21 protein-coding genes are annotated in these 22,300 nt (G+C 37.3%); 15 read left to right on the top strand and 6 right to left on the bottom strand.

The features are described 5' to 3' along the window. Positions 1 to 9 precede the first annotated feature (9 nt). Positions 10 to 573, bottom strand: a complete 564-nt coding sequence (locus ACINWC141_RS02820) for a hypothetical protein (RefSeq protein WP_009387817.1) — start codon at positions 571 to 573, stop codon at positions 10 to 12. 559 nt (positions 574 to 1,132) lie between these two features. Between ACINWC141_RS02820 and ACINWC141_RS02815 the strand changes: the two genes are divergently transcribed. Genes ACINWC141_RS02815 through ACINWC141_RS19995 form a run of 3 tightly spaced genes read left to right on the top strand, consistent with a single transcriptional unit; the run spans position 1,133 to position 2,594 of the window. Next, entirely contained in the window at positions 1,133 to 1,477 is a 345-nt protein-coding gene (locus tag ACINWC141_RS02815; RefSeq protein ID WP_034677453.1) for a hypothetical protein, read from the top strand. Beyond that, entirely contained in the window at positions 1,474 to 2,118 is a 645-nt protein-coding gene (locus tag ACINWC141_RS02810) for a hypothetical protein (protein WP_009387792.1), read from the top strand. The genes ACINWC141_RS02815 and ACINWC141_RS02810 overlap by 4 nt, the downstream gene beginning before the upstream one ends. Beyond that, the gene (locus ACINWC141_RS19995) at positions 2,043 to 2,594 is read left to right on the top strand and encodes a hypothetical protein (protein ID WP_155757875.1); all 552 of its coding nucleotides are present in this window, start codon (positions 2,043 to 2,045) and stop codon (positions 2,592 to 2,594) included. Before ACINWC141_RS02810 ends, ACINWC141_RS19995 begins: the two co-directional genes overlap by 76 nt. 166 nt (positions 2,595 to 2,760) lie before the next feature. On the opposite strand, the gene ACINWC141_RS02800 is transcribed toward ACINWC141_RS19995, so the two are convergent. From ACINWC141_RS02800 to ACINWC141_RS02790, 3 genes are all read right to left on the bottom strand, one after another. Then, a complete protein-coding gene (locus ACINWC141_RS02800; protein ID WP_034677450.1) occupies positions 2,761 to 4,224 on the bottom strand; it encodes an amino acid permease in 1,464 nt (487 codons plus the stop codon). 401 nt (positions 4,225 to 4,625) lie between these two features. Continuing rightward, positions 4,626 to 5,720 carry an arginine N-succinyltransferase gene (gene astA / locus ACINWC141_RS02795; RefSeq protein ID WP_009387795.1) on the bottom strand — a complete coding sequence of 365 codons (1,095 nt, stop codon included), beginning with the start codon at positions 5,718 to 5,720 and terminating at the stop codon, positions 4,626 to 4,628. Continuing rightward, positions 5,717 to 6,952: an aspartate aminotransferase family protein gene (locus tag ACINWC141_RS02790; protein ID WP_009387723.1), complete on the bottom strand. Its 1,236-nt coding sequence runs from the start codon at positions 6,950 to 6,952 to the stop codon at positions 5,717 to 5,719. Before ACINWC141_RS02790 ends, astA begins: the two co-directional genes overlap by 4 nt. A 135-nt stretch (positions 6,953 to 7,087) precedes the next feature. Between ACINWC141_RS02790 and ACINWC141_RS02785 the strand changes: the two genes are divergently transcribed. The 9 genes from ACINWC141_RS02785 (at position 7,088) to ACINWC141_RS02745 (ending at position 16,839) form a co-directional block, all read left to right on the top strand. Next, positions 7,088 to 7,510 carry an Lrp/AsnC family transcriptional regulator gene (locus ACINWC141_RS02785; protein WP_002120489.1) on the top strand — a complete coding sequence of 141 codons (423 nt, stop codon included), beginning with the start codon at positions 7,088 to 7,090 and terminating at the stop codon, positions 7,508 to 7,510. Between the two features lie 327 nt (positions 7,511 to 7,837). After that, a complete protein-coding gene (locus ACINWC141_RS02780; protein ID WP_009387732.1) occupies positions 7,838 to 9,271 on the top strand; it encodes a gamma-aminobutyraldehyde dehydrogenase in 1,434 nt (477 codons plus the stop codon). 25 nt (positions 9,272 to 9,296) lie between these two features. Next, on the top strand, positions 9,297 to 10,067 hold the full coding sequence (locus ACINWC141_RS02775) for a nuclear transport factor 2 family protein (protein WP_009387750.1): 771 nt from the start codon (positions 9,297 to 9,299) through the stop codon (positions 10,065 to 10,067). Positions 10,068 to 10,122: 55 nt separating this feature from the next. After that, complete coding sequence (locus ACINWC141_RS02770; protein WP_009387742.1) at positions 10,123 to 10,842, top strand: FadR/GntR family transcriptional regulator; 720 nt, start codon at positions 10,123 to 10,125, stop codon at positions 10,840 to 10,842. A 65-nt stretch (positions 10,843 to 10,907) separates the two neighbouring features. Further along, on the top strand, positions 10,908 to 11,615 hold the full coding sequence (locus tag ACINWC141_RS02765; RefSeq protein WP_009387741.1) for a cache domain-containing protein: 708 nt from the start codon (positions 10,908 to 10,910) through the stop codon (positions 11,613 to 11,615). Positions 11,616 to 11,802: 187 nt separating this feature from the next. Next, positions 11,803 to 13,134, top strand: coding sequence for an APC family permease (locus tag ACINWC141_RS02760; RefSeq protein WP_009387752.1), 1,332 nt, complete (start codon positions 11,803 to 11,805; stop codon positions 13,132 to 13,134). Positions 13,135 to 13,152: 18 nt separating this feature from the next. Further along, positions 13,153 to 14,598, top strand: a complete 1,446-nt coding sequence (locus tag ACINWC141_RS02755) for an NAD(P)/FAD-dependent oxidoreductase (RefSeq protein WP_009387759.1) — start codon at positions 13,153 to 13,155, stop codon at positions 14,596 to 14,598. Positions 14,599 to 14,744: 146 nt separating this feature from the next. Continuing rightward, positions 14,745 to 16,103: an amino acid permease gene (locus ACINWC141_RS02750; RefSeq protein ID WP_081399994.1), complete on the top strand. Its 1,359-nt coding sequence runs from the start codon at positions 14,745 to 14,747 to the stop codon at positions 16,101 to 16,103. A 376-nt stretch (positions 16,104 to 16,479) separates the two neighbouring features. Beyond that, positions 16,480 to 16,839, top strand: a complete 360-nt coding sequence (locus tag ACINWC141_RS02745) for a hypothetical protein (protein WP_009387832.1) — start codon at positions 16,480 to 16,482, stop codon at positions 16,837 to 16,839. 89 nt (positions 16,840 to 16,928) lie between these two features. Here ACINWC141_RS02745 and ACINWC141_RS02740 read toward each other — a convergent pair whose 3' ends face one another. Continuing rightward, positions 16,929 to 17,489, bottom strand: coding sequence for a TetR/AcrR family transcriptional regulator (locus ACINWC141_RS02740; protein ID WP_034677447.1), 561 nt, complete (start codon positions 17,487 to 17,489; stop codon positions 16,929 to 16,931). Between the two features lie 1,043 nt (positions 17,490 to 18,532). Between ACINWC141_RS02740 and ACINWC141_RS02730 the strand changes: the two genes are divergently transcribed. Both ACINWC141_RS02730 and ACINWC141_RS02725 read left to right on the top strand, forming a co-directional pair. Further along, entirely contained in the window at positions 18,533 to 19,621 is a 1,089-nt protein-coding gene (locus tag ACINWC141_RS02730) for a YjgN family protein (protein WP_009387740.1), read from the top strand. A 20-nt stretch (positions 19,622 to 19,641) separates the two neighbouring features. Continuing rightward, positions 19,642 to 20,733 (top strand): M48 family metallopeptidase, encoded by a 1,092-nt coding sequence (locus ACINWC141_RS02725; protein ID WP_009387776.1) that lies wholly within the window; start codon positions 19,642 to 19,644, stop codon positions 20,731 to 20,733. A gap of 153 nt (positions 20,734 to 20,886) precedes the next feature. Here ACINWC141_RS02725 and ACINWC141_RS02720 read toward each other — a convergent pair whose 3' ends face one another. Then, on the bottom strand, positions 20,887 to 21,204 hold the full coding sequence (locus ACINWC141_RS02720) for a hypothetical protein (protein WP_009387722.1): 318 nt from the start codon (positions 21,202 to 21,204) through the stop codon (positions 20,887 to 20,889). A gap of 103 nt (positions 21,205 to 21,307) precedes the next feature. Between ACINWC141_RS02720 and ACINWC141_RS02710 the strand changes: the two genes are divergently transcribed. Further along, positions 21,308 to 22,300, top strand: a protein-coding gene (locus tag ACINWC141_RS02710) for an IS3 family transposase (RefSeq protein ID WP_155757871.1) whose coding sequence is annotated in 2 segments (ribosomal slippage) — positions 21,308 to 21,560 and positions 21,560 to 22,300 — 994 coding nt annotated over the 2 segments. Because the reading frame shifts where the segments join, the coding sequence is not laid out codon by codon here. This gene is flagged as partial in the annotation.

The raw sequence follows: 22,300 nt of genomic DNA, 5'->3' as shown, positions 1-22,300 counted from the left end.
TTTTAATTATTAATTTCTTAAGCCCTTGAGCATATCTACACCAAAGTTATAATAAAGCTGTGTGGTAATTTTCCACTCTTTTCTTTGTTGATATATATAAAATGCTTCAGCAATAATACTGTGTACTTCTTGAGGAACCTGATCTTCTGAATAAATATGGATAATATCTGGATTATCTAAAGATTTAATACTCAGTGAAGATATATAAAATTCTCTATTAGCTTTACACTCCTCAACTTTTGCAACTGAAAACTCAAATGACGTAAATAATATCACTTGTGTTGGGGTCACAATTGCCTCTACTGCTGGCCAATGAAAGGGGGTTACAGGGTTATTTTCATAACCGTCAAAATAATACGGTCCCTCTTTTTCTAATATGATTTTTTCAGCAGGTGACAAATAACCACTTCCTACAAAAAATGATAAATAATAAATACTTCGCTCTTCATCAACTAGCAATGTAGATTCCTGTTTAATTGGTAAATCTAGATCAAGCTCTTCCAATAAAGGCTCAACCGATCCAGCAAGCTGTTCTAGTTGCTCGCCCCAAATTTTCTTTCTCTCAAAAGTCATAAATTTACTCTTTTACATATCGTTGTTCATTTAACCCATACAATCTATATTCATTAATTGTATGGGTTAAATCACTGCTATATTTAAAAACATTCTTTTAAAATATTTTAAAAACCTTTTTATCAAATAAATAAAAAATAACAGTCAGTTCAATTCTCACAGTTTCACTATAAGAATTGATACTAATCATCTCATATTTATTTTAGTACTAAGTATTTTTCTCTAAAGGTACGACCTGAAAAATAGAAGTTAGTGGTGTGTTATTGCTCAAAATTTACAAGATAATTTTCAATAAAATTTAAACATAAATATATTTTTAATTGAAGTAACTTGACTTAGTATACAATAAAATTTAATTTTACTCACCAGTTACCACTTATTATATTATTTTTTAAATAAACTTAATAATATTCAACTCAGACCACCAAACAATTTCAACTTACTTCAAATAAAAATCTTTAAATACTTTTTTATATAGTATTTTCAAATCAGAGGTTAGATATTATAATCTAAAACATATTTTTTATGAAATAACCACTTAAAAAATAATTTATACATTATGCCTGATTGTAAATCTAAGGAAATTGCCAGTGTATGTAAAACCTTAGATGAATATCAGAATCGAATGATAACAACAGTTATTGTATATCCATCACGACATAGCCTTAATCGTATATTGGCATTTCAATCTATTGTCTCCCTTGAGCAAAAAAAGAAATTTGATAACGTCATTTGGGATACATCTGTGCAGAAATATGAGTCACAGGATGGGGAAAATGAAAGGGTGGAAAAAGGGGTGCGTAACTATAGGCTAAAATTTTCTACAAAATCAATTACTCAAATACAGAGTCAAAATAAAGTATTTGGTATTCAAGGTAACCCACCTCAGGGAGCGACAAAATGAAAAAAATAATACTTCTTATAGCTTCATCCATTTCATTGACCACTTGTGGTAATGATGATGTTGCGAATGGTATGCAATATGAGTTTCCTGAATGTGGTAACAGTCAACTGAATGGAAAAAATATTAAAAAAGTCTGTGCTACACAAGACTCTATAGCAAAAAAGGTTTCAAAGGACTATACACCTAAATTTTTACAAATTTTAGTTGGCGCTGGACATACCAGTAGCTACTCAGGAGGGCGTTCAGGTTTAATTTTAGACTTCGAAAATCAGGAACTTGATTTACAAGGACATGTTTGGGATTTTTCTAAACAAGGCTTTCCTGTTGTTGAACTTAGAGGCCATGATACGACTATTCAGAATGGTATTTTATTAAATACTTATTTATCTTTAGGAGGTAATTATATTTCTCCAAATTTTTCAACAAATACACAAATAAATAATTATGCAGAAAAATATGGATTTTTATATGCTAAAGAATATAGTTCGGGGACATACCAAGGAAATATTGAAAATTTTTACTTTAAAAACATGAAAAATTATTCTGATACTTTAGAGTTAAGCTCATGGGGAGGAGGAATACTTTCCTCTCAATTCATTATAGAAAAAAAATATATATTTCAGGCTCTAAAGCAACTATAATTCAAAATAAAATAATTTCTAAAACTAAACTAGGTGTAAATACTACACTTTCAAAAGATAAAGCTGGAAGTAATAAAAGTAGTTTTACTTTAACTAAAACTAATTCATCTAAACTCATCGATAAATCACAACAAATATTTCCCGATGCAAATAATGATACTACTGCCATTCCAAATGCTTTATACATAAAATTCTCCCCTGGCACAGTTATTGATGGAAATACTTTTACCCTTACTCAAAAAAATGATCAAGCCTACGCCATTGTATTAGACCACTCCCCTCGTGTTCGGATCACGAATAACACTTTCAATGGTTTTAAAGTTCCAATTCTAATGGATCAATGGAGTTCTATTGTCGATGACAAAGGTAAGGAAATTAAACCAGAACAATTCACTGGTTATGGAAATATTATCAATCCAAATAAATTTGCAGGTCATGTGACGATGAATCGTAAAGGTGAGATTGTAGAAAAATGATTCTGTTGGGTATGAGTTTTATTTGATTTGGTAAGGAAATTATTCACATTAGCAAATCCTCTGCTCACTCAATTCGATGAGTAGAGATAATAAAAAAGCCTTGTAATGAGGCTTTTTTATTGGGTTTTTAAATAATAAGATTTCTAATAAAATCACTAAAATTTATTTAAATATAATCAACCTTTTGAGCTTTTAAGATATCAAGCTGCAACATCTTTTTCTTTTTATATTTATAGGCAATAAACAAACCAATAAACCATACTGGTGAAAACTCTAAGGCAATCAGTGTGTCATGATCTAATGCTAAAATTACTATAGTAAAAACTAAAAATAGCATCGTCATCCATGCCATAAATAAACCACCCGGCATTTTATATTTTGACTGAATATGTAATTCTGGGCTTTTCTTACGATAATAAATATATGAAAGCACAATCAGCATGAATGTAAAAATACATAAAATTGAAGTAAGCGCTGAAATAATCGTAAACGCTGTCATAACATTTGGAACAATAAACAAAATGGATGTTCCAAGCGTTACACACGCCATTGAAAATACGAGGCCTCTAATCGGAACTTTTCTTTTCGATAGTTTACTAAAGCTTTTAGGCGCATCATTGTCTAAAGCTAGGCCATATAACATACGGCTGGTCGCAAAGATTCCACTATTTGCAGAAGATAAAGCTGAAGTCGCAACAACAAAGTTGATTAAACCTGCCGCAATTGGTAACCCGACCAAAGTAAACATTTCTACAAATGGACTTTTTTCTGGTGAAACCTTAGCCCAAGATGTAACGGCAATAATACAAACCAATGCGCCCACATAGAATAATAAAATACGTAAAGGAATCGAGTTAATGGCTTTTGGAAGTGAGGTGTGCGGGTCTTTTGTTTCAGCAGCAGTTGTCCCGACAAGCTCAATACCCACAAATGCAAATATGGCAATTTGAAAGCCAGCCAAGAAACCAGTTACCCCATATGGGAACATTGACTCTGTTTCAAACAAATGGGTCATTGAGGCCTTAACCCCATTTGGAGAAGTAAATCCGGTACCAATTAAATAAATACCAGCCAGAATAAATAGAATAATTGCAGTAATTTTGATGAGGGAAAACCAAAACTCAAGCTCACCAAATAGCCGAACAGCTACAAAATTGAGTATGGTTAAAATTGCTAAGGAAGTAAATGCAGGAATCCAGACGGGTAAATCGGGATACCAAAACTGCATGTACCCTCCGATCACAATTACGTCTGCAATCGCAGTAATAATCCAGTTACACCAATAGGACCAACCCAGAAAAAAACCTGCCCACGGGCCAAGATAAGCCGTTGCAAAATCGGCGAATGTTTTAAAATTAGTATTCGCCAGCAGCAACTCACCCATTGCTCGCATTACGAAGAAAAAGAAAAAACCAATAATTAAATAGGTTAAAACAATTGAAGTACCTGAAATGCTTAATGTTTTTCCAGAACCCATAAATAATCCAGTACCAATTGCACCGCCAATCGCAATCATCTGAATATGACGATTGGTTAATGAGCGCTGCAATTTCTCTTCTTCTTGCTCAGTCATATGTTGACTACCAAGAAGATCTCCTTCCAGGAACTGCTTTCCGTTATTCTTACTCATGTAATATTTACTCCAATTTATAGCAACCGTCGTAAATGCTTTAATAATAAATAAATTATATGATTATTAATTTAGTCCATTAAATCATGTTAATAATATTATTAAATCACTTAAAACCTTATAAATTCCTTTTTAAAAGCTATTACCTACAACCATAAAAATCCATCATAAATCCTTTCCTTCATTATTATATTAGCCCATCGTCTATTAATATAATTTCAGCACACAATTAAAATATATAAATAAATTAAATATTTTAATTATCTGTCTTTCATATAATAGAAACAGGCTAATTAATTCCAGCTCAGCGAGCAAGATTGTGTTTATCCATATACAAATCTTGCGCTAGCGATAATATAGTATTCCTTCTTAAATTTGGTGAAATGTATAGTAATTTTCGCTTAATTAACAGCCATTCGAGAATGTTCAGTGGCTTTGAGTTTATTGACCAATTCTGGGCTCGCAACCTGTTTAACTTGAACACTTAGCACACGAACTAAAAAGCCATTTTCGACATTCAATTGTTTTGCCTGTTCTTTTGTTAACTGCAATATGTTCTGATGAGGCTGGCTATACACAAGAATGGCGCGATAATTTTCATAATCATCATTCGCCACAATGTAAGCTTCATCACCTACAGCGATATTTTCAGATTGTTCAATTTGTACCGTTACAGAATGGCTCTCTTTAATTGCCCGTAAATTTTCGATATCCGCTTGCAGTGTCGCACCCCCATCAAAAATGTCGACATAGCCTTTATAGCGTAGCCCCTCTTCAAGCAAGAGGTTGTAGGCTGGTCGAGTATTCGGGTGCACAATACCAATCGCGGCTTTAGCATCGTCAGGTAACATATCGACATAGAGGGGATGTCTTGGCATTAGTTCAGCAATAAAAGCCTTTTGCCCGACTCCACTCAAATAATCAGCTTTGGTAAATTCGATATTAAAAAACTTATGACCTACCGCATTCCAAAAAGGTGATTGTCCATTGGCATCAGAGTAACCACGCATTTCGGCAACAATGGTTTCTTCAAAATATTGACGGAATGCTGAGAGAAATAAGAAACGGACTTTCGATAAAAATTTGCCATTTTTATTTAAGCGATAGTCTGGGTCTAAAAATAAAGTACAAAGCTCACTACAGTTGGTATGGTCATTACTCAAATACAAAGTAGGTAAAGCGTTATAAACACTTAAAGGTTCTGACGCATGAACTTGGGTTCCTACATGGAAGTTATACCAAGGCTCTTTTAAACCAAGTGCAACTTCAATTCCGCAAACACCGACAACTTTGTTGAGTTCAGTATCTTCTAAAACAAATAAATAGACCTGATCTGCTTTTGATAATTCGCCTGCAACAGTTTTACACGCCCGCTCAATACGAGCGGCAAGTTTTTCCATATTGGGCTGCAAAGATGTCAAACCAAAACCTGCTTTTTGCGCCAACAGGTAAAGATCATTAACATCTTTAGGTTCGATGTAACGAATAATCATCATGCTGCTTGTTCATCCTTTTGAATTTCCACAAAGCGAGCAAGCGCACGTTCGAACCGTTGCAGACCTTCATCAATATCGGCAAATGGAATAATCAAAGACGGAGTAAAACGTATAACGTTTGGACCAGCAATCAAACTCAATAAACCTTCTTCGCCCGCAAGATTATTAATGTCTTTTGCTTTACCAGCGAATTCATCTTTTAAGGCACAACCAATCAATAAGCCTTCACCGCGAATCGTTTTAAAGACTTCATATTTTTCATTTAATTTATTTAAAGCGTTTTTATAGTAGTCATGACGCTCTTTAACGCCTTTAAGCACTTCAGGTGTATTAATAAACTCAAATACTGCACCAGCAACTGCACTTGCCAATGGATTACCACCATAAGTCGTACCATGTGTACCCACTGAAAAATGTGGAGCAAACTTATCAGTTGTTAACATTGCGCCTACTGGGAAACCACCACCTAGTGCTTTTGCAGTCGTTAACACATCTGGAATAACACCAGAGTTCATGTAGGCATACAGTGCACCTGTACGACCAACACCCGTTTGCACTTCATCAAAAATCAGTAAGGCACCAAACTCATCACACAGTGCGCGCAAACCTTTTAAAAATTCGAGGTCAGCAGGAATAACGCCGCCTTCACCTTGGATCGGCTCAACAATAACAGCACATGTTTGCTCATTAATCACTGCTTTTGCAGCTTCTAAATCGTTAAAAGCAACGTGGTTAATGCCATTTGGAAGTGGCGCAAAGTCTTGTGAATATTTAGGTTGACCACCCGCTGAAACAGTAAATAAAGTACGGCCATGGAAAGCATTATTAAATGCCACAATGCCACTTTTGCCAGCAACACCACTGTCTAGACCAACTTTACGAGCCAGTTTTAAAGCTGCTTCGTTCGCTTCAGCACCTGAGTTACAGAAGAAAACCTTATCTGCAAATGTATTTTCGGTGAGTTGTTTTGCAAGGCGTAGAACGGGTTCATTTGTATATCCATTGCCTACATGCCAAAGTTTTGTTGCTTGTTGTGTTAAAGCATTTACTGCCACTGGATGCGCATGACCTAATGCGTTTACTGCAATCCCGCCTGCAAAATCGATATATTCTTTATTTTCTTGATCCCAAATACGTGAACCTTCCCCACGTACCGGAATGAAATTTGCCGGTGCAAAAACTGGAACCATCCACTCGTTAAAGTCATTACGAGAAACTGCAAAATTATTCATCTTATCTAGTCCATTAAATTGAATTATTAGGCTTAACTGATGACCCTATTATTCAAAATCAAATTGATTCACAAAATTTGTAATTCAGTCAAAAATGAATTATTTTTTACCAATCTGATAATTGACAATTACAATATGGATAACATTGATCAAATTATTTTAGGTTTACTTAAAGATAACGCACGGATGTCTGTTACCGAGTTAGCCGAAAAAGTTCACGTTTCACGCGCAACGGTTAAAAAGAGAATCGAGTATTTGGAGTCTTCGGGCATCATTACCGGATATACGGTAAGGTTTAAGCCCAATGCAGAACGCAACGTTATTCGTGCATGGATGAGCATTATGGTCGAAGGCACTAAAGCACAATCCGTGATTAAAGAATTACGCCTAGAAAGTGCCGTGGAATGTTTGCATAAAACCAATGGCAAATGGGACATTTTAGTTGAACTACGCTCTGACACCTTAGAAAACTTCGATAAAGTTTTAGAGAGAATCAGAAATATTTCTGGTATTTATAACAGTGAAACCAGCATTCTACTTGCAAGTCATAAGACCTAATCATCCGTTTTAACTTCAAATCATAAAAAACAAAAAATTGATGAGCTAAGCAGGTTTAGCTCATCAAGCTGCTTTTGATTAGTAAAATTCTGCTCTTGGCTTTCCTCAAATCTACTGAACTACGACGTCAATCAACCTTGCCTAAAAATCTTCAATAAATTTTTTATTTTTTTTAAATAATCAAATCAAAAACTTAAAATCTAATTTGATTTAAATTCCGACTTTTTTCACTGACTCCCCTCATCAAAGCATTTGACAGAAAATTTAAAACATAATACATATAGTATTATATGTTATATGTTAAAACCTAAGGACAAGGTATAAAAAATGGCTAAAACTCAACTACAACACTTTATTAACGGCGAATATGTTGCTAGCAAAGGAAATGATTATTTCGACTTGGTCAGCCCGGTGACTGGGGAAGTTTATGCACAATCACCGAATGCAACCGAGGCTGAAGTTGATGCAGCTTATGCTGCTGCAAAAGAAGCTTTTAAAATTTGGGGACGCAGTACACCTTCGACTCGTCAAAAAGCTTTACTTCAATTGGCAGATGCCATTGAAACAAATGCAGAGCGTTTAATTGAGGCTCAAAGTCGTAATACAGGTCAGTTAAAACACTTAATTGCATCTGAAGAAGTGGGTGCATCGGCAGATCAGGTCCGTTTCTTTGCAGGCGCTGCCCGCTTACTCAATGGCACAGCTTCAGGTGAGTATTTAGAAGGTTTAACCTCTTCTATTCGCCGTGAACCTGTCGGCGTAGTTGGTCAAGTTACACCTTGGAACTATCCACTCATGATGGCGGTTTGGAAAATTGCTCCTGCTTTGGCCGCAGGTAACACAGTGGTACTAAAACCAAGTGATACCACGCCTGAAAGTACGCTTTTACTTGCTGAAATTGCTGCACCATTTTTCCCTAAAGGTGCATTTAACGTGGTGTTAGGACAAGCTCAGGTGGGTTCAAAAGTTGTATCACATAAGACCCCTGCACTCGTTTCTATTACCGGTTCGGTTCGTGCCGGATTACAAGTTGCAGCTTCTGCCGCAGCAAATCTAGCAAAAGCTCATCTTGAACTTGGTGGTAAAGCACCTGTGGTGGTTTTTGAAGATGCCGATATTGATAAAGCAGTTGAAATGATTGCATTAACGGGCTATTTCAACGCAGGCCAAGACTGTACTGCGGCCACACGTGTGATTGTGTCTGAAGCAATTCATGATGAGTTTTTAGCTAAACTCGTTGAAGCTGCAAAGAATACTCGTTTTGGCGAACCCGATGATCAAGATGCGCTTTATGGTCCACTTAACAATGCCAATCAATTAAAGAATGTTAAAGCCTTTATCGACAACTTACCGGCTCATGCCAAAGTTGAAACGGGTGGAAAACAAGCAGATCGCCCGGGCTTCTATTTTGAACCAACCGTTATTAGTGGCTTAAAACAACACGATGAAGCAATCCAGAATGAAATTTTTGGACCGGTCATCACTGTTCAAAAATTTATCGATGAAAATGATGCAATTGAAAAAGCCAACGATATTGAATATGGCTTGGCATCAAGTATTTGGACAAAAGACCATGCGCGCGCAACTCGCCTGTCTCGTGAACTCGATTTCGGTACAGTTTGGATTAATACCCATATTCCACTCACCGCAGAAATGCCGCACGGCGGTTTCAAAAAATCAGGTTATGGTAAAGATTTATCAGGCTACGGTTTTGAAGAATATACGCGCGTTAAGCATGTGATGAGTTCAAATGAACAATAAAAATGGACTTTGAAAGGAGATCAAAATGAATAAACAAGAAATGAAAGACTTGGTGACTAAAGCCCATCACGAGCTATTTAATTTGCACGACACCACTGCTTTGGACCGTTATTTTTCTGAAGACTTTATTGAGCACTCACCTTTGGTTGCAAATGGTCTTTCCGGACTTCGCCAACTGGTAGAAGACTGCCCGGACATGCAGCATGAAGCTGTACGTGTACTTGCAGATGGCGACTTGGTTGCAATTCATGGCCGCTTTCAGGGATTAGATGAAAACCCTTTGGTTGGTTTTGATATTTACCGAGTCAAAGATGGCAAAATTGTGGAACACTGGGATGGTCTGGTGGCAGAAGCCGCTCCAAATGTAAGTGGTAGAACACAATTAGATGGCCCAACTGAAATCGTAACTCACCATGACCCAGAGAAAAATCGTGAGATTGTGACCTCGTTCTTTAAGAAGTCATTAATTGATGGCAATTATGAAGCATTTAAAGAATACACCCACGATGATCAATTCATTCAACATAGCCCAGATATTGGCGATGGCGTTAAGGCAGTGATTGATTTTTTGAACAATATCCGTAATGAAGGACAAGGTTTGGTATACTCCAAAACTCATCGCTCCATTGCTGATGGTCAATTTGTATTGACACATTCTGAAGGAAATATTGCTGGTAATCGACATGCCTATTTTGAACTATGGCGTGTAGATAATGGCAAGATTGTTGAACTTTGGGATGCAATACCAGCCGTGCCTGAAGATGAACAGGCAGTCCATCAATATGGCGTGTTTTAATCATTTATCCGTTTCATTAAGCTAAGTCACTGACTTAGCTTTTAGAGAATTCGCCATGTCAGCATATACGATAATTTTTGCACCTATCGCTCAGGCAACTCGATCGGAACAAGTTGTAGAACGCTTAGAAAATGCAATTATCTCTGGATTGCTTAAAAGTAATGAACAACTTCCTAACGAGGCGGATTTAGCTCGCTTAATGGGAGTGTCACCCATTACCGTTCGTGAAGCGTTAAATACTTTACGCGTAAAGGGTCTGATTGATACACGACGCGGGCGAAACGGCGGAAGTTTTGTTTGTGAGTTACCACCTGATTTGCTCTTAAACAAACATCCGCTACGTCAAGCTTCCAATGAATATCTAGCTGATCTAGGCGAGTTTCATAGTGCAATTTTAAGTCATGGCGCCTATTTAGCCGCACAAAGAACCACTGAATATGAACTGAATAAAATCAAAGAGCTTATTGAGCAGTTTGAACAGGCCGTTGAAGCAGACACACGTGCTCAACTTGATTTACGTTGCTTGCTGACACTCACCTCGTTTGCCCAATCAGCTCGCTTGGCAAATCAAGAGTTAACTATACAAGCCGAGTGGGCACCGCTCATTGCTGTGCTTTACCAAGATGATCAATTTCATCAATCGGTCGTCGCTCAATACCACCAACTTTTATCATCTTTTGTTCAAGGCAATGAAGATGATGCTGTTATTCAAGCACGAAAAATCATTTCGATGCTAACAGACCAAATGCTTCGATATAAGTTATCTATCGAATAAAAACAATAAAGTAGAGCGCTTATAAAGTATCAAGTGAGAAATACGGAATTTTAGGAGTTATAGGAATGACCCAACATTTAGATATAGAAGAGCTTCAAAATTTGTTAAAGACGGTGGTTGAAGAAACGACAGCCATTACAGAAAAGCTGGCGACCAAAGCGAGCAAAATTCTCTCTAAGCATGAACCTGAAAAGACTAAAGATATTAAGCTTTCAGGTTCAGAGCGTGCAGCATTGCAAAAAGAAATTAAAAAGGCGCTACAGGAAAGCCATTACAGTCAAGGTATCGGCTTTGCAAGTTATAGCCCTGCAACGCAAGAAGAACAAGATTATTGGACACTCGAATGGTGGTATAAAAAAGAAGATCAGTTGCAGCAAGCAAAACTTGAAAACTATCAAAATGCTCAGCGGTTTTTAGATTTTCGTTCTTTTGAGTGGTTCCATAAACCTGCTCAAAATAAAAGTCCGTGCATCCATGGGCCTTATGTCGACTATATTTGTAATGGTGCATACACCATCACCCTTGCCCATCCAGTCATGATTCGCGATCAATTTATTGGTGTAATTGCCACCGACATCTTAGTTTCTGCACTCGAAAAACTACTCATGCCGAAGCTTAAAAACATCAAACAAAAAGCAATCGTCATCAACGATTCTTCCCGAGTCATTACTTCAAATGACGTCACGATCAGGACAGGCACATTATTTAGAGGACAAAGCACCCAGCAGGTTCTCTCACGACCGTGTCAATCTTTTCAACTGGTCGTGATCTAGAGTGAAATCAAAGATATAAATATTTGACCTTACTTTAGGGCATCACCAAGGCACAACAGCCACCCACTTTTGTACAAACTTTCTTCAAATAGACCTATTTACTCAGGTCTAGGGGAAGTTTTGGCTCAAAAATAGCATCGCTTTTCCGGATGAAAAGCAAAACAACGAAATTTGAGGTTGAAATGACATGGAAAATAAAACGTCTTCCTTAAAAAAACTGTCTCTTTGGCAAGTCACCATTATTGGTATTGCCTACATGACACCCATGACGGTATTTGATACTTTCGGTATTGTCTCTGGAATTACCAATGGTCATGTGCCACTTGCATATTTACTCGCACTTGGCGCCATGTTACTCACCGCTTGGAGCTATGCAAGATTCAGTAAAACTTCGGAAAAATCAGGTTCAGCATATAGTTATACGGCCGAAAGTTTAGGCCCTAAAAGTGGTTTTTTTGTCGGCTGGTGTTCTCTACTCGACTATCTATTATTACCACTCATTAATGTTTTGCTTGCCGCAATTTATCTCACCGCCCTTATTCCAAGTCTGCCTTACTGGTTCTGGGTAATTGTTTCGGCGAGTCTAGTCACTTTAGTGAATTGTTTCCGCATTCGGTTACTTGCCAATCTGAGTCTGTTGTTTGTATTTGCACCCATCATACTCATGGTCATTTTTGTGTATTTAGTCATTCAGGGTATTGGTTCTACGCAAGGCTATGAACATGTGCTTACGTTGGCTCCACTCTGGCATGAGCAGCAATCTATCTTGCCTCTTGTAGCAGGTGCCTCAGTTTTGTGCTTTTCGTTTTTAGGTTTTGATGCGGTTACTACGCTTTCAAATGAAACCAAACAACCCACCAAAAATATTCCCCGAGCAGTCATGTTAACGACACTTGCTGGTGGGTTTATTTTCTTTACTGCGGCTTGGTTTATTCAGCTTTATTTCCCTAATAATCTTCGCTTTCATCACCCTTCAGAAGCGCTTCCTGAAATTGTGCTCTATGTGGGCGGTGCTTTTTTCCAGTCCATATTCTTATGCGGACAAATTATGAACACAGTCGCCTCTGGTCTTGCTTCTCATGCCAGTGCTTCGCGTTTACTGTATATAATGGGTACCGATAATATTTTTCCTAAAAAGTATTTTGGGACAATTCACATCTCCTTAGGTACACCATTTTTCTCAGTTTTATTTGTTGGTCTTATTTCGATGTCTGCGGTTTTTCTAGATTTAGCACAAGTTGTAAGCCTGATCAGCTTTGGTGCACTAGTTGCTTTTACAGCCGTAAATTTCTCAGTTTTTATGAAGTTTTATATTAAAGATAAACAGCGCTCAGGGTTTAAAAACAAATTTTTAAATCTATTTTTACCGCTTATCTCAGTCATTAGCATTATTTGCCTCTGGCTTAACCTTGATTCATCTTCGCTTACTTTCGGATGTTTCTGGTTATCGTTAGGCATTCTTTTATTTATCTATAAAACGATTAAAAAACAAAGTATTGCGATTAGTAATGCTTATTAATTTTACAGGAACTTTGTTATGAAAATTATTTCTAAACCTCAACTTTTAAAAGACGTGCAATATAAACCAAGTAATTCTCTACAAGTGGGCAAAGAGTGGAGCTGGTTAAATCCCAAATATGCAAAATTTGACTCAACTACAGTTAACGGTACATCGGTAGATAACCCAGCGAACTATTATGAAAGCTCGCTTTCTGATTGGCATACATTTGACAGTTTACAAGCTGATATTGAATGCGATGTGGTGGTTATTGGCGGTGGCTTATTAGGTTCATCAAGTGCATTACATTTAGCTGAACAAGGCGTAGATACTGTTTTACTAGAAAAAAACCGTATTGGTAGCGCAGCTTCGGGCAGAAATGGTGGACAGCTCACTCCAGGTTTAGCGCGCTGGGAAGCTCAAGAAATGGCCGATCGACTCAGCTATGAAGATGCCAAAAAACTCTGGCATTTTACCTCTACAGAAGCAATGCAACTGATTGATGACATCTCAGAAAAATACCAACTCAACTTTGACCGAAAACATGGTCACATTACTGCCGCTGTTCATGAAGGACATTTGGTTGGTTTAACACAAGGCGCCGATGCACGAAAATATTTAGGTGAAGACCATACGCGCATTGTAGGTAAACACGAACTCATGGACTATATTAAGTCTGATTATTATACGGGTGGTTTAATTGATGATTTGGGTGGACAAATCCATCCTTTAGCTTTGAACCGTGGCTTAATTTATGGGTTTTGCCAAAATGGCGGCTCTGTTTATGAACAAACAGAAGTCATTTCGATAGAAGAAAAAGCAGATGGTATTTATGTTCAAACAGCAAATGCCGTAGTCAAAGCTAAAAAATCTGTGGTTTTGGCGGTACATCATGCCTCGTTTAAACTCTTATCAGAGCAAAACAATACCACTATCCCTTTCTATACTTATGTTGCGACGACTGCCCCGCTAGAGCTTGATACAAAAGAGCTTCTGCCATTTGGGCATCCAGTCTATGACACGCAGTTCCAGATTGATTACTATCGTCCCGTGTTTAATAACCGTTTACTGTTTGGTGGCCAAGGTACAGGAACATGCTGGGGACCAGAGAAAACTTTAAATTATTTAGAGCACCGAATTCATACCGTGTTTCCGCAAATTAAAAATCTAGAGATGGATTTTGTGTGGAGTGGAACGACTGATTTAACCGTAAATGGTGCAGTTGATAGCCGTAAGTTTGGCAATAAATTCCCGATTTATGCTGTTCACGGCTGGAGTGGTCACGGCGTTGCACAGACGGTACGCATTGGTAAAGCGATTGCGAGTGACTTTGTTGGGCAATCTAACGACTTTGAAATGTTATCTAAAATTGACCATCAAAATATTATTTTTGGCCGTACCCTTGCACCCGTTGTTATTCCACTCGCTAAAAGTATGTATGGCATTGGTGCAATGCTGAACCCTGGAAAAATGGTGTCTTTCTAATTTATAAAACAAACAATTTTCAAAAAGGGATTCGTATAGCTTTGTGCGAATCCCTTTTATTTAGCTGAGTAAAATCCTTTTCAAACTAGGTTATCCCTAGCCAATCTATTACAATAGCGCCAGCTTTTTTATTCAGCGCATATATTTTGAGCAACTCATCTTCCCAATTAAAACGCGGACTTAAAAATCGCCATATCCAGTTAATCGCTATGGGTGGCGCTGTCGGGACAGGTTTATTTTTAGGCTCTGCACAAGTCATCCAGTCTGCTGGTCCTTCTATTATTTTAGGTTATGCCATTGTCGGTTTGGTCGCATTTTTAATTATGCGCCAAATGGGTGAAATGATCGTAGAAGAACCTGTGGTCGGTTCCTTTAGTTACTTTGCACAAAAATATTGGGGAAAGTTCCCAGGTTTTTTATCAGGCTGGAACTATTGGGTAGTCTATATTCTGGTCGCCATGACCGAGCTGACAGCAGTTGCTAAATATGTGCATTATTGGTGGCCACACATTCCTGCTTGGATATCAGCCTTATTTTTCTTTGTTTTAGTCACATGTTTGAACTTAGGCAACGTTAAATTTTATGGTGAATCTGAGTTTTGGTTAGCCATCATTAAAGTTGCTGCTGTCATTGCCATGATTGTGTTTGGCTTATATTTATTGCTTACCGCAGGTAGCGATTCTATCGCTAGCTTCTCAAACTTATGGCAGCATGGCGGATTTTTCCCGCATGGGTTCTCTGGCTTGTTTTATATGCTCGCCTTCTTAATGTTTGCTTTTGGCGGTATTGAACTGATTGGGATGACTGCTGCTGAAGCGGAAAATCCAGAAAAAAGTATTCCACAAGCCATTAACCAAGTCATCTTTCGAATCTTGGTTTTCTATGTGGCTTCGCTTGCTATCATCATGTCGCTTATTCCTTGGAATCAATTGGACCTCGGTGGTTTAGATAAAAGTCCATTTGTGATGATTTTTAGCCAGCTCGGCATTGGTTGGGCAGCACATTTGCTTAACTTTATTATTTTGACCGCTGCACTGTCGGTTTATAACAGCGGCATGTATGCAAACAGCCGTATGTTGTATGGACTCGCTATACAAGGTCATGCACCCAAAATTTTTACAAAGGTGAGCAAACAAGGGGTTCCAAAAGCTGCTGTTATCTTCTCTTCTATTCTGATTTTTGGTTGTGTATTACTGAACTATTTCATCCCCGAAGACGCTTTAAGCTATCTCATGTACATGGCTGTGGCAGCTTTGGTTTTAAACTGGGCAATCATTAGTTTTACCCATTTAAAGTTTAAACGTGCCATGAAACTTGAAGGCAAAGTTGTTAAATTCCCTGCACTATTTTCACCTTTGAGTAACTATATTGTTTTGATTTTTATTGGCATGATTTTATATATCATGTGGACTCAAGGCTTTGAAAAATCCGTAATTTTAATTCCGATCTGGATTACTTTCATGTTTGGATTATATAAATTTTTGAGTTGGAAAAAATCAATCTAATCTTTAAAGAAGGCTTATTCAAACAGGATAAGCCTTTCATCATTTAACAGCCTGCACAATCTCATCAGCTTCAGCAAATCTGCTCTACAAAACATTCTCATTCTATTCATTATTATTGAATGGCTCTCTGCTAGATACACGGGTATGTAACCCTAAGTTATTCTAAAATTTAGTTTTTAATGGGATAATTATTAAAGTACAAGTGTTTACATGATCTATAAATATTTGTGTCAATGTTCAGCTAAAATCGAAGCAGACCAGTTTATGGTTGCAATCACCGATCAGGCAAAGCACTTAGTGATAAGTATTGTTTTACCCACTCTCTGATTTAAGCCCAATCAACTGTGTCACTCAATGATGAAAGACAGGAAATTTTATGGAAAAAGCTCTGCAATGTCCTAAGTGTGGTTCTACAGAAGTTGAAGCACGTGACCATGACAAATTACTTAGAACAACTGGCGGTGTTTTACTCACAGCTGCTGGCACAACGGCAGGCACTGTAGGTGGTGCAGCCACTGGTGCTACTGTTGGAGCAGCTATTGGTACTGTTGCTGGCCCATTAGGTGTGATTGTTGGTGGAACTGTAGGAACTTTTATCGGTGCTATTAGTGCAGGTATTACTGGCGGTGTGGTCGGTAATATTTTTGGTAAAAAAGCAGGCGTAATGATCGACAAAAACATTTTTCAAGATTATCGCTGTCTAAAGTGTAAATACCGCTTTAAGCAAAAGAAGTAATATTTATCTAAGTTAAGCTCAGATTTAATTTATTTAAAAAGTAAGGAAAGTAAGCAGTTTTGATTACTTTCCTCCCCTTTTCTTTCTTATTAATCTCGCCTCAAAGTAATTAAAAAATAATCTAATAACTTTTCTCTTTCATCTGGCTTGTTTGGATCTAAAAGCTGAACCATTGCCCCATCAATCACAAACAAAAACATGTGCGCATCTTGTTTTGAAGCATTGGCGTTTGTTGTTAAAAGCAGTTTATAGATTTCATTAATCAGCCAGTTTCGATAATCAACGACCACCTGATACGCCTTTGGATGTGCCTTCGAAATCTCAAAAATAGCTTTGAAAGGCAAATGATAGAGTCCGTCTAAATCGGCATGTAAAAAGTAAATCTTACGCAGTTTTTCAAGCAGCATTAATTCTTTTTGAACATGAATAATTGAAAGCACTTCTTGTTTCAGGCCATCTTTTTGAAAGGTTAAGCTCATTTGAATTAGCCTTTCTTTTGAATGAAAGTAATTATAAAATGTGGCTTTAGGGATTTTTGCCGACTCAATAATTCGGTCGATTCCAACGTTGTGAAAGCCGAATTTATTAAAAAGATAGCGGGAAGTGTGCAGCACACCTAAAGCACGAAATGGCAGATCTGAATGTGGCATAGTTTTACCGTTATAAAATAAATTCTTGTTGTATATAAATGAGATAAAAATGCCTTTACTCTTTTTTAAGCAAATAAAAGGCATAGCAAAGCCTAAAAAGACTGTGCTTGGCACATCTCAAGTTTTATTGTTGATTAAGTTTTTTGATCGTAACGATTTAAAGCCTGATCAGCCTCATGGCGATCAAACTCGTTAAAAACTAAGTTGTGTTGTTATAGCGTTTGGCAAAGGTTGCCAAGAAATGATGAATGTGCAAAAACCAACTCCTTTTTATTGGGAGTTCTGCCAAAACATTAAAATTATGGTGGCAGAACGAAAGAGGGTTCGCAGACTGGAAACAAAGGAACCAGCACACCCGAAGGTGTCCCCCTTCCGCCCTACCGTAGAGAAAAAGGGGGCGAACGAGTTCCCGACACACAAAACAAGAGTTTTGCATATCGACTTTGTTTTCACGGTCTGCGACGACCGACTGGCAATGTGGCCAGCAGGCAAAGAATAGTGCCCAACCCTTTTACAGTCAAGCACACAAAACGACATTTGCTTTAAAATAGATCATTAAAAAGTAAGGATAAATAATGAGTGAGTTATTATTAAATTAGGGTTTATAACGGGATTAAAATTTATATAGATATATTAGATTCAACAGGTAAGATTAGAATATAAAAAATGGTAAATGATAAAATGGAAATATCTTTATTAGATGTACAAAAAGTATTCAAGGAAAGGTATATTCTATTAATGCTAAGTAAAGTGAATAGCATGAAATGAATGATTCAGAAAAATTTTAGTTCAAATTAGATTTACTACTAAATTTAAAACCTAAAAATGCAATAAAATATCAATCTCACTTCAAACCTAAAAAGCATGCCTCACACGGTAAGCTTTTTACTCGGAACAACTCAATAAGAATATAATGGTAAACAGTGTTGTTTGCTTTTCATTCTATTCCTTTCAATTTATAAAAAATATATAATGTTCTCAATAGCTTTCTAATTATCTATTACATTCAATCAAGATCATTTAGTTTCAATAAAGAGAATAAAATGCAAGAACAAGCTTTACCCTCATCTCCTCAAGATTTGAATGAGGATCAATATATTACGTCCCCACCAATTTCTCAATCAGGAATTTATCATTTTAAGTTTCATGGTAAAGCCTCAGAATATTTTGGAATCTGGATCGTTAATATTCTTTTGACTATTATTACTTTAAGCTTATATGCACCTTGGGCTAAAGTTCGTCGCTTACGCTATTTCTATGGTAATACAGAATTTTTTGAACGCCGCTTTGATTTTACAGGGATTCCAACCAAGATTTTGATTGGACGCTTAATTGCATTAGGAATTTACGCAGTATTTGCAATTTCATCACAGTATTCAATGATTGCGACGGTGGTTGGACTATTTGCACTATATACAGCAATACCTTGGCTAATTCGCGCTACTTTGCGTTTTACGGCAAGAAATAGTAAGTTTGGTAACGCTCGTTTTTATTTTGGTGGAACGATAAAAGAATCTTATAAAGTCTTTCTTTTAAGTATATTGGTATATATTTTCACATTAGGAATCTTTACACCTGTAGCTATTTGGCTATATAAAAAATATTATCTAAACAACTTATATGCTGGACAATTAAATTTTAAATTAAACGCGAAATGGTCTGCATATATGGCTGCAGTTTATATACCAGTTTTTATCGCGATTGGTATAATTGCTATTTTTTCAATCATTTACTTTGCTCTTGCAGGAACAATTGCTGGGTTCTCACCGAACGTTGTAGTCTTCGGAATAGTTATGGTATATGCATTTATTGGATTATTTATTTATCCATTAATTGCTGCACGTCTTTTTATTACGACATGGAACAATACTACAGTTGGAAACAGTCAATTTAAAACAGACTGTAATCAATGGCGTTTTGCATGGATTGTAGCTTCAAACTGGATTGTAAAAATCTTATCCATAGGCTTAATGTCTGCTTGGGCTGCAGTTCGTATTCACAAATATCAGATTGAATCGATGAGTTTAATTTTATTAGATGATCCAGATCAAATGATGAATCTCGCTCAGCAAGAACAAAGTGCTTTAGCTGAAGAAATCAGTGATATTTTTGATATCGATATCTCTCTATAATAATCTGAGTTTAATAATTTATGTCCCAAGCAGTAGATATCATTTTCTATGATGGCATAGTGTCTAAACCTCACCGTGCTCAGATTTCAGCTCAATCTAAATCTGAAGTTCTCATTCGGTATGGTGAGCAATTAGAACAACAGCGTCATTATCAATATACTGATATGAAATTGATTGGTGCGTTGGGACAGTTACACCCAGTGATTGAGTTATCTGATGATGCACGGATTGAATTTCATAGTGCATTACCAGAATGGTTTAATTACACAACTAAAAAGGTTCAACATTCGATCTGGAAATTTGAACGCTCTCCGAGTCTTATTCTTTTTAGTGTAATTTTTGTGGTTACTTTTGCGATCAGTCTAGTGAAATGGGGTGTTCCAGCCACATCCCATTATCTTGCTTTTCAATTACCTGAAAATACTTTAAAGAAACTAGGTGATGAAGCCGAGAATTATGTATTAAATAATTGGACTGCACCCAGTCAATTAGCACGAACTCAAAAAGACCAAATTAATAAGCAATATTTGAATACTATTGCTGAAAACAGACCAGCCAAATTAGTCTTCCGTAAAGGCGATCATTTAGGGGCAAATGCTGTAGCGCTACCTAATAATACGATTATCGTCACAGATGAACTGATCAAAATGGCACATACTAATCAGGAAATCTTAGGCGTATTAGCCCATGAACAAGGCCATTTGGTTTATCGCCATAGTTTGCAACAAGGGTTAACTAGTTTAGGCCTAAGTATATTATACATTGCAATGACAGGAGATAATTCAGACTTATTTACGTCATTACCTGCTGCTATGATTGGTGCAAATTACTCACGTAAATTTGAGTCCGAAGCCGATCTATATGCTTTACAGCTGATGGATAGGAAGCATATAGAAGTCTCGCACTTCGCAAATTTCTTACAACGTTTAAGCGATACAACAGAAGAAGGTATCGATAAAAAAACTCAGTCCAACTCACCAACTTCTCAAGAAGAATCTTCAGCTAATAAACTATCTACAGCTGTGCTTGATACTTTATCCTCTCATCCAGCAACTGAAGAGCGTATTCGAATGGTTCATGATTTTGAGAAAAAACAACATGCTAAAGATTAAATAGTAGAAAGTGAGGATTCATTCCCAAGACAATATGAAATATAAAGTTAAGCTGAAATCTCAATCTGCTTAACTCAATCCAAATTTCCATATGAGTTGCCAAGAACTAAAACTTTTTAAAGGCACTCAAAATAATTTATAGGCTCACAGAGTCTATCTAGAAAATTTATGGTCTTTAGGAAGTGGAGCATCACAAGGTTGATCCGTCTTTACATTGACCATTTTCACAGGCCCATCGTTGTAGATGGTTACCTTACAGCCTTTTACGACATATTCCTGTTGAATGCCACCGTACATTTCATCCTCAGAAACAGCAGATGCAACATCACATGCCTCGTCAACACGGCACATATCCTCTTGCCCACCTACAGCTTCTGCTCCAGCAGCTTCCATTACATCGACAGCACTCTCCTGTACTTCAGCATCTACAGTCTGTATTTTTGCTGCATATGTATTTGAAAGATTCATCATAAGAAAAATTGCAAGAAAGAACTTACTACTAGGGTAATCCCCCCTAAAAATAAAAGGATCTAAAAGTAGAATTTTCTCTTAAGATACGAGCAGGAGATTCTGCATGAAAACATCTAAATTTACTGACAGTCAGATCATGTCCATCTTGAAACAGGCAGAATCTGGCACACCTGTAGCGACCCTTTGCCGTGAACACGGCATGAGTAATGCTACCTTTTATAAATGGCGTGCCAAATATGGTGGTATGGATACATCATTAATGGCTCGACTGAAAGAGCTAGAAGCCGAAAATACCAGACTTAAAAAGATGTATGCGGAAGAGCGATTAAAGGCCGAAATCATCCAGGAAGCGATGGCAAAAAAGTGGTAAAGCCATCTTGCCGGCGTAAGATGGCACAACAGGCAGTTGCCCAGCATGCCATTAGTATTCGTTTGGCTTGTAAAGCATTTGGCATTAGTGAAACCTGCTACCGCTATCAAGCCAAACTCAGCGATGACAATGCACTCATTGCTGAACAGCTCATTGAACTCACTGAGGAAAATTCCGATTGGGGCTTTGGTTTGTGCTTCTCGTATTTACGGCATGTTGAGAGTTGCTGCTGGAATCACAAGCGGGTTTACCGCATTTACTGTGAGTTGGCACTGAATCTGCGTATTAAACCGAGAAGAAGACTAAAACGGCATGCGCCTGAACCATTGAAAGAACCAATCCGAGAAAATCAGGTTTGGTCATTAGATTTTATGCATGATCAGCTTTCCGATGGTCGCAAGTTTCGATTATTGAATGTGATTGATGATTACCGCCGCGAAGGCCTAGCCATTGAAGCAGGGTTCTCATTGCCCACAATCAGGGTTATTCGTACGTTGAATCAATTGCTGGAGTGGAGAGAAAAACCGTTAGTGATCCGATGCGATAATGGTCCCGAATTTATCAGTCACGAATTTGTGCGCTGGGCTACTGAGCACGGTATTCGTATTGAATATATTCAACCGGGTAAGCCACAGCAGAATGCGTATATTGAACGCTATAATCGGACCATACGTTATAGTTGGCTGAGCAAGCATTTATTTGATACTTTGGATGAAGTACAAGATT

The sequence above is a fragment of the Acinetobacter sp. WC-141 genome, from assembly GCF_000313935.1.
Taxonomy (GTDB): Bacteria; Pseudomonadota; Gammaproteobacteria; order Pseudomonadales; family Moraxellaceae; genus Acinetobacter.
This window is presented reverse-complemented; position numbering and strand designations above follow the sequence as displayed.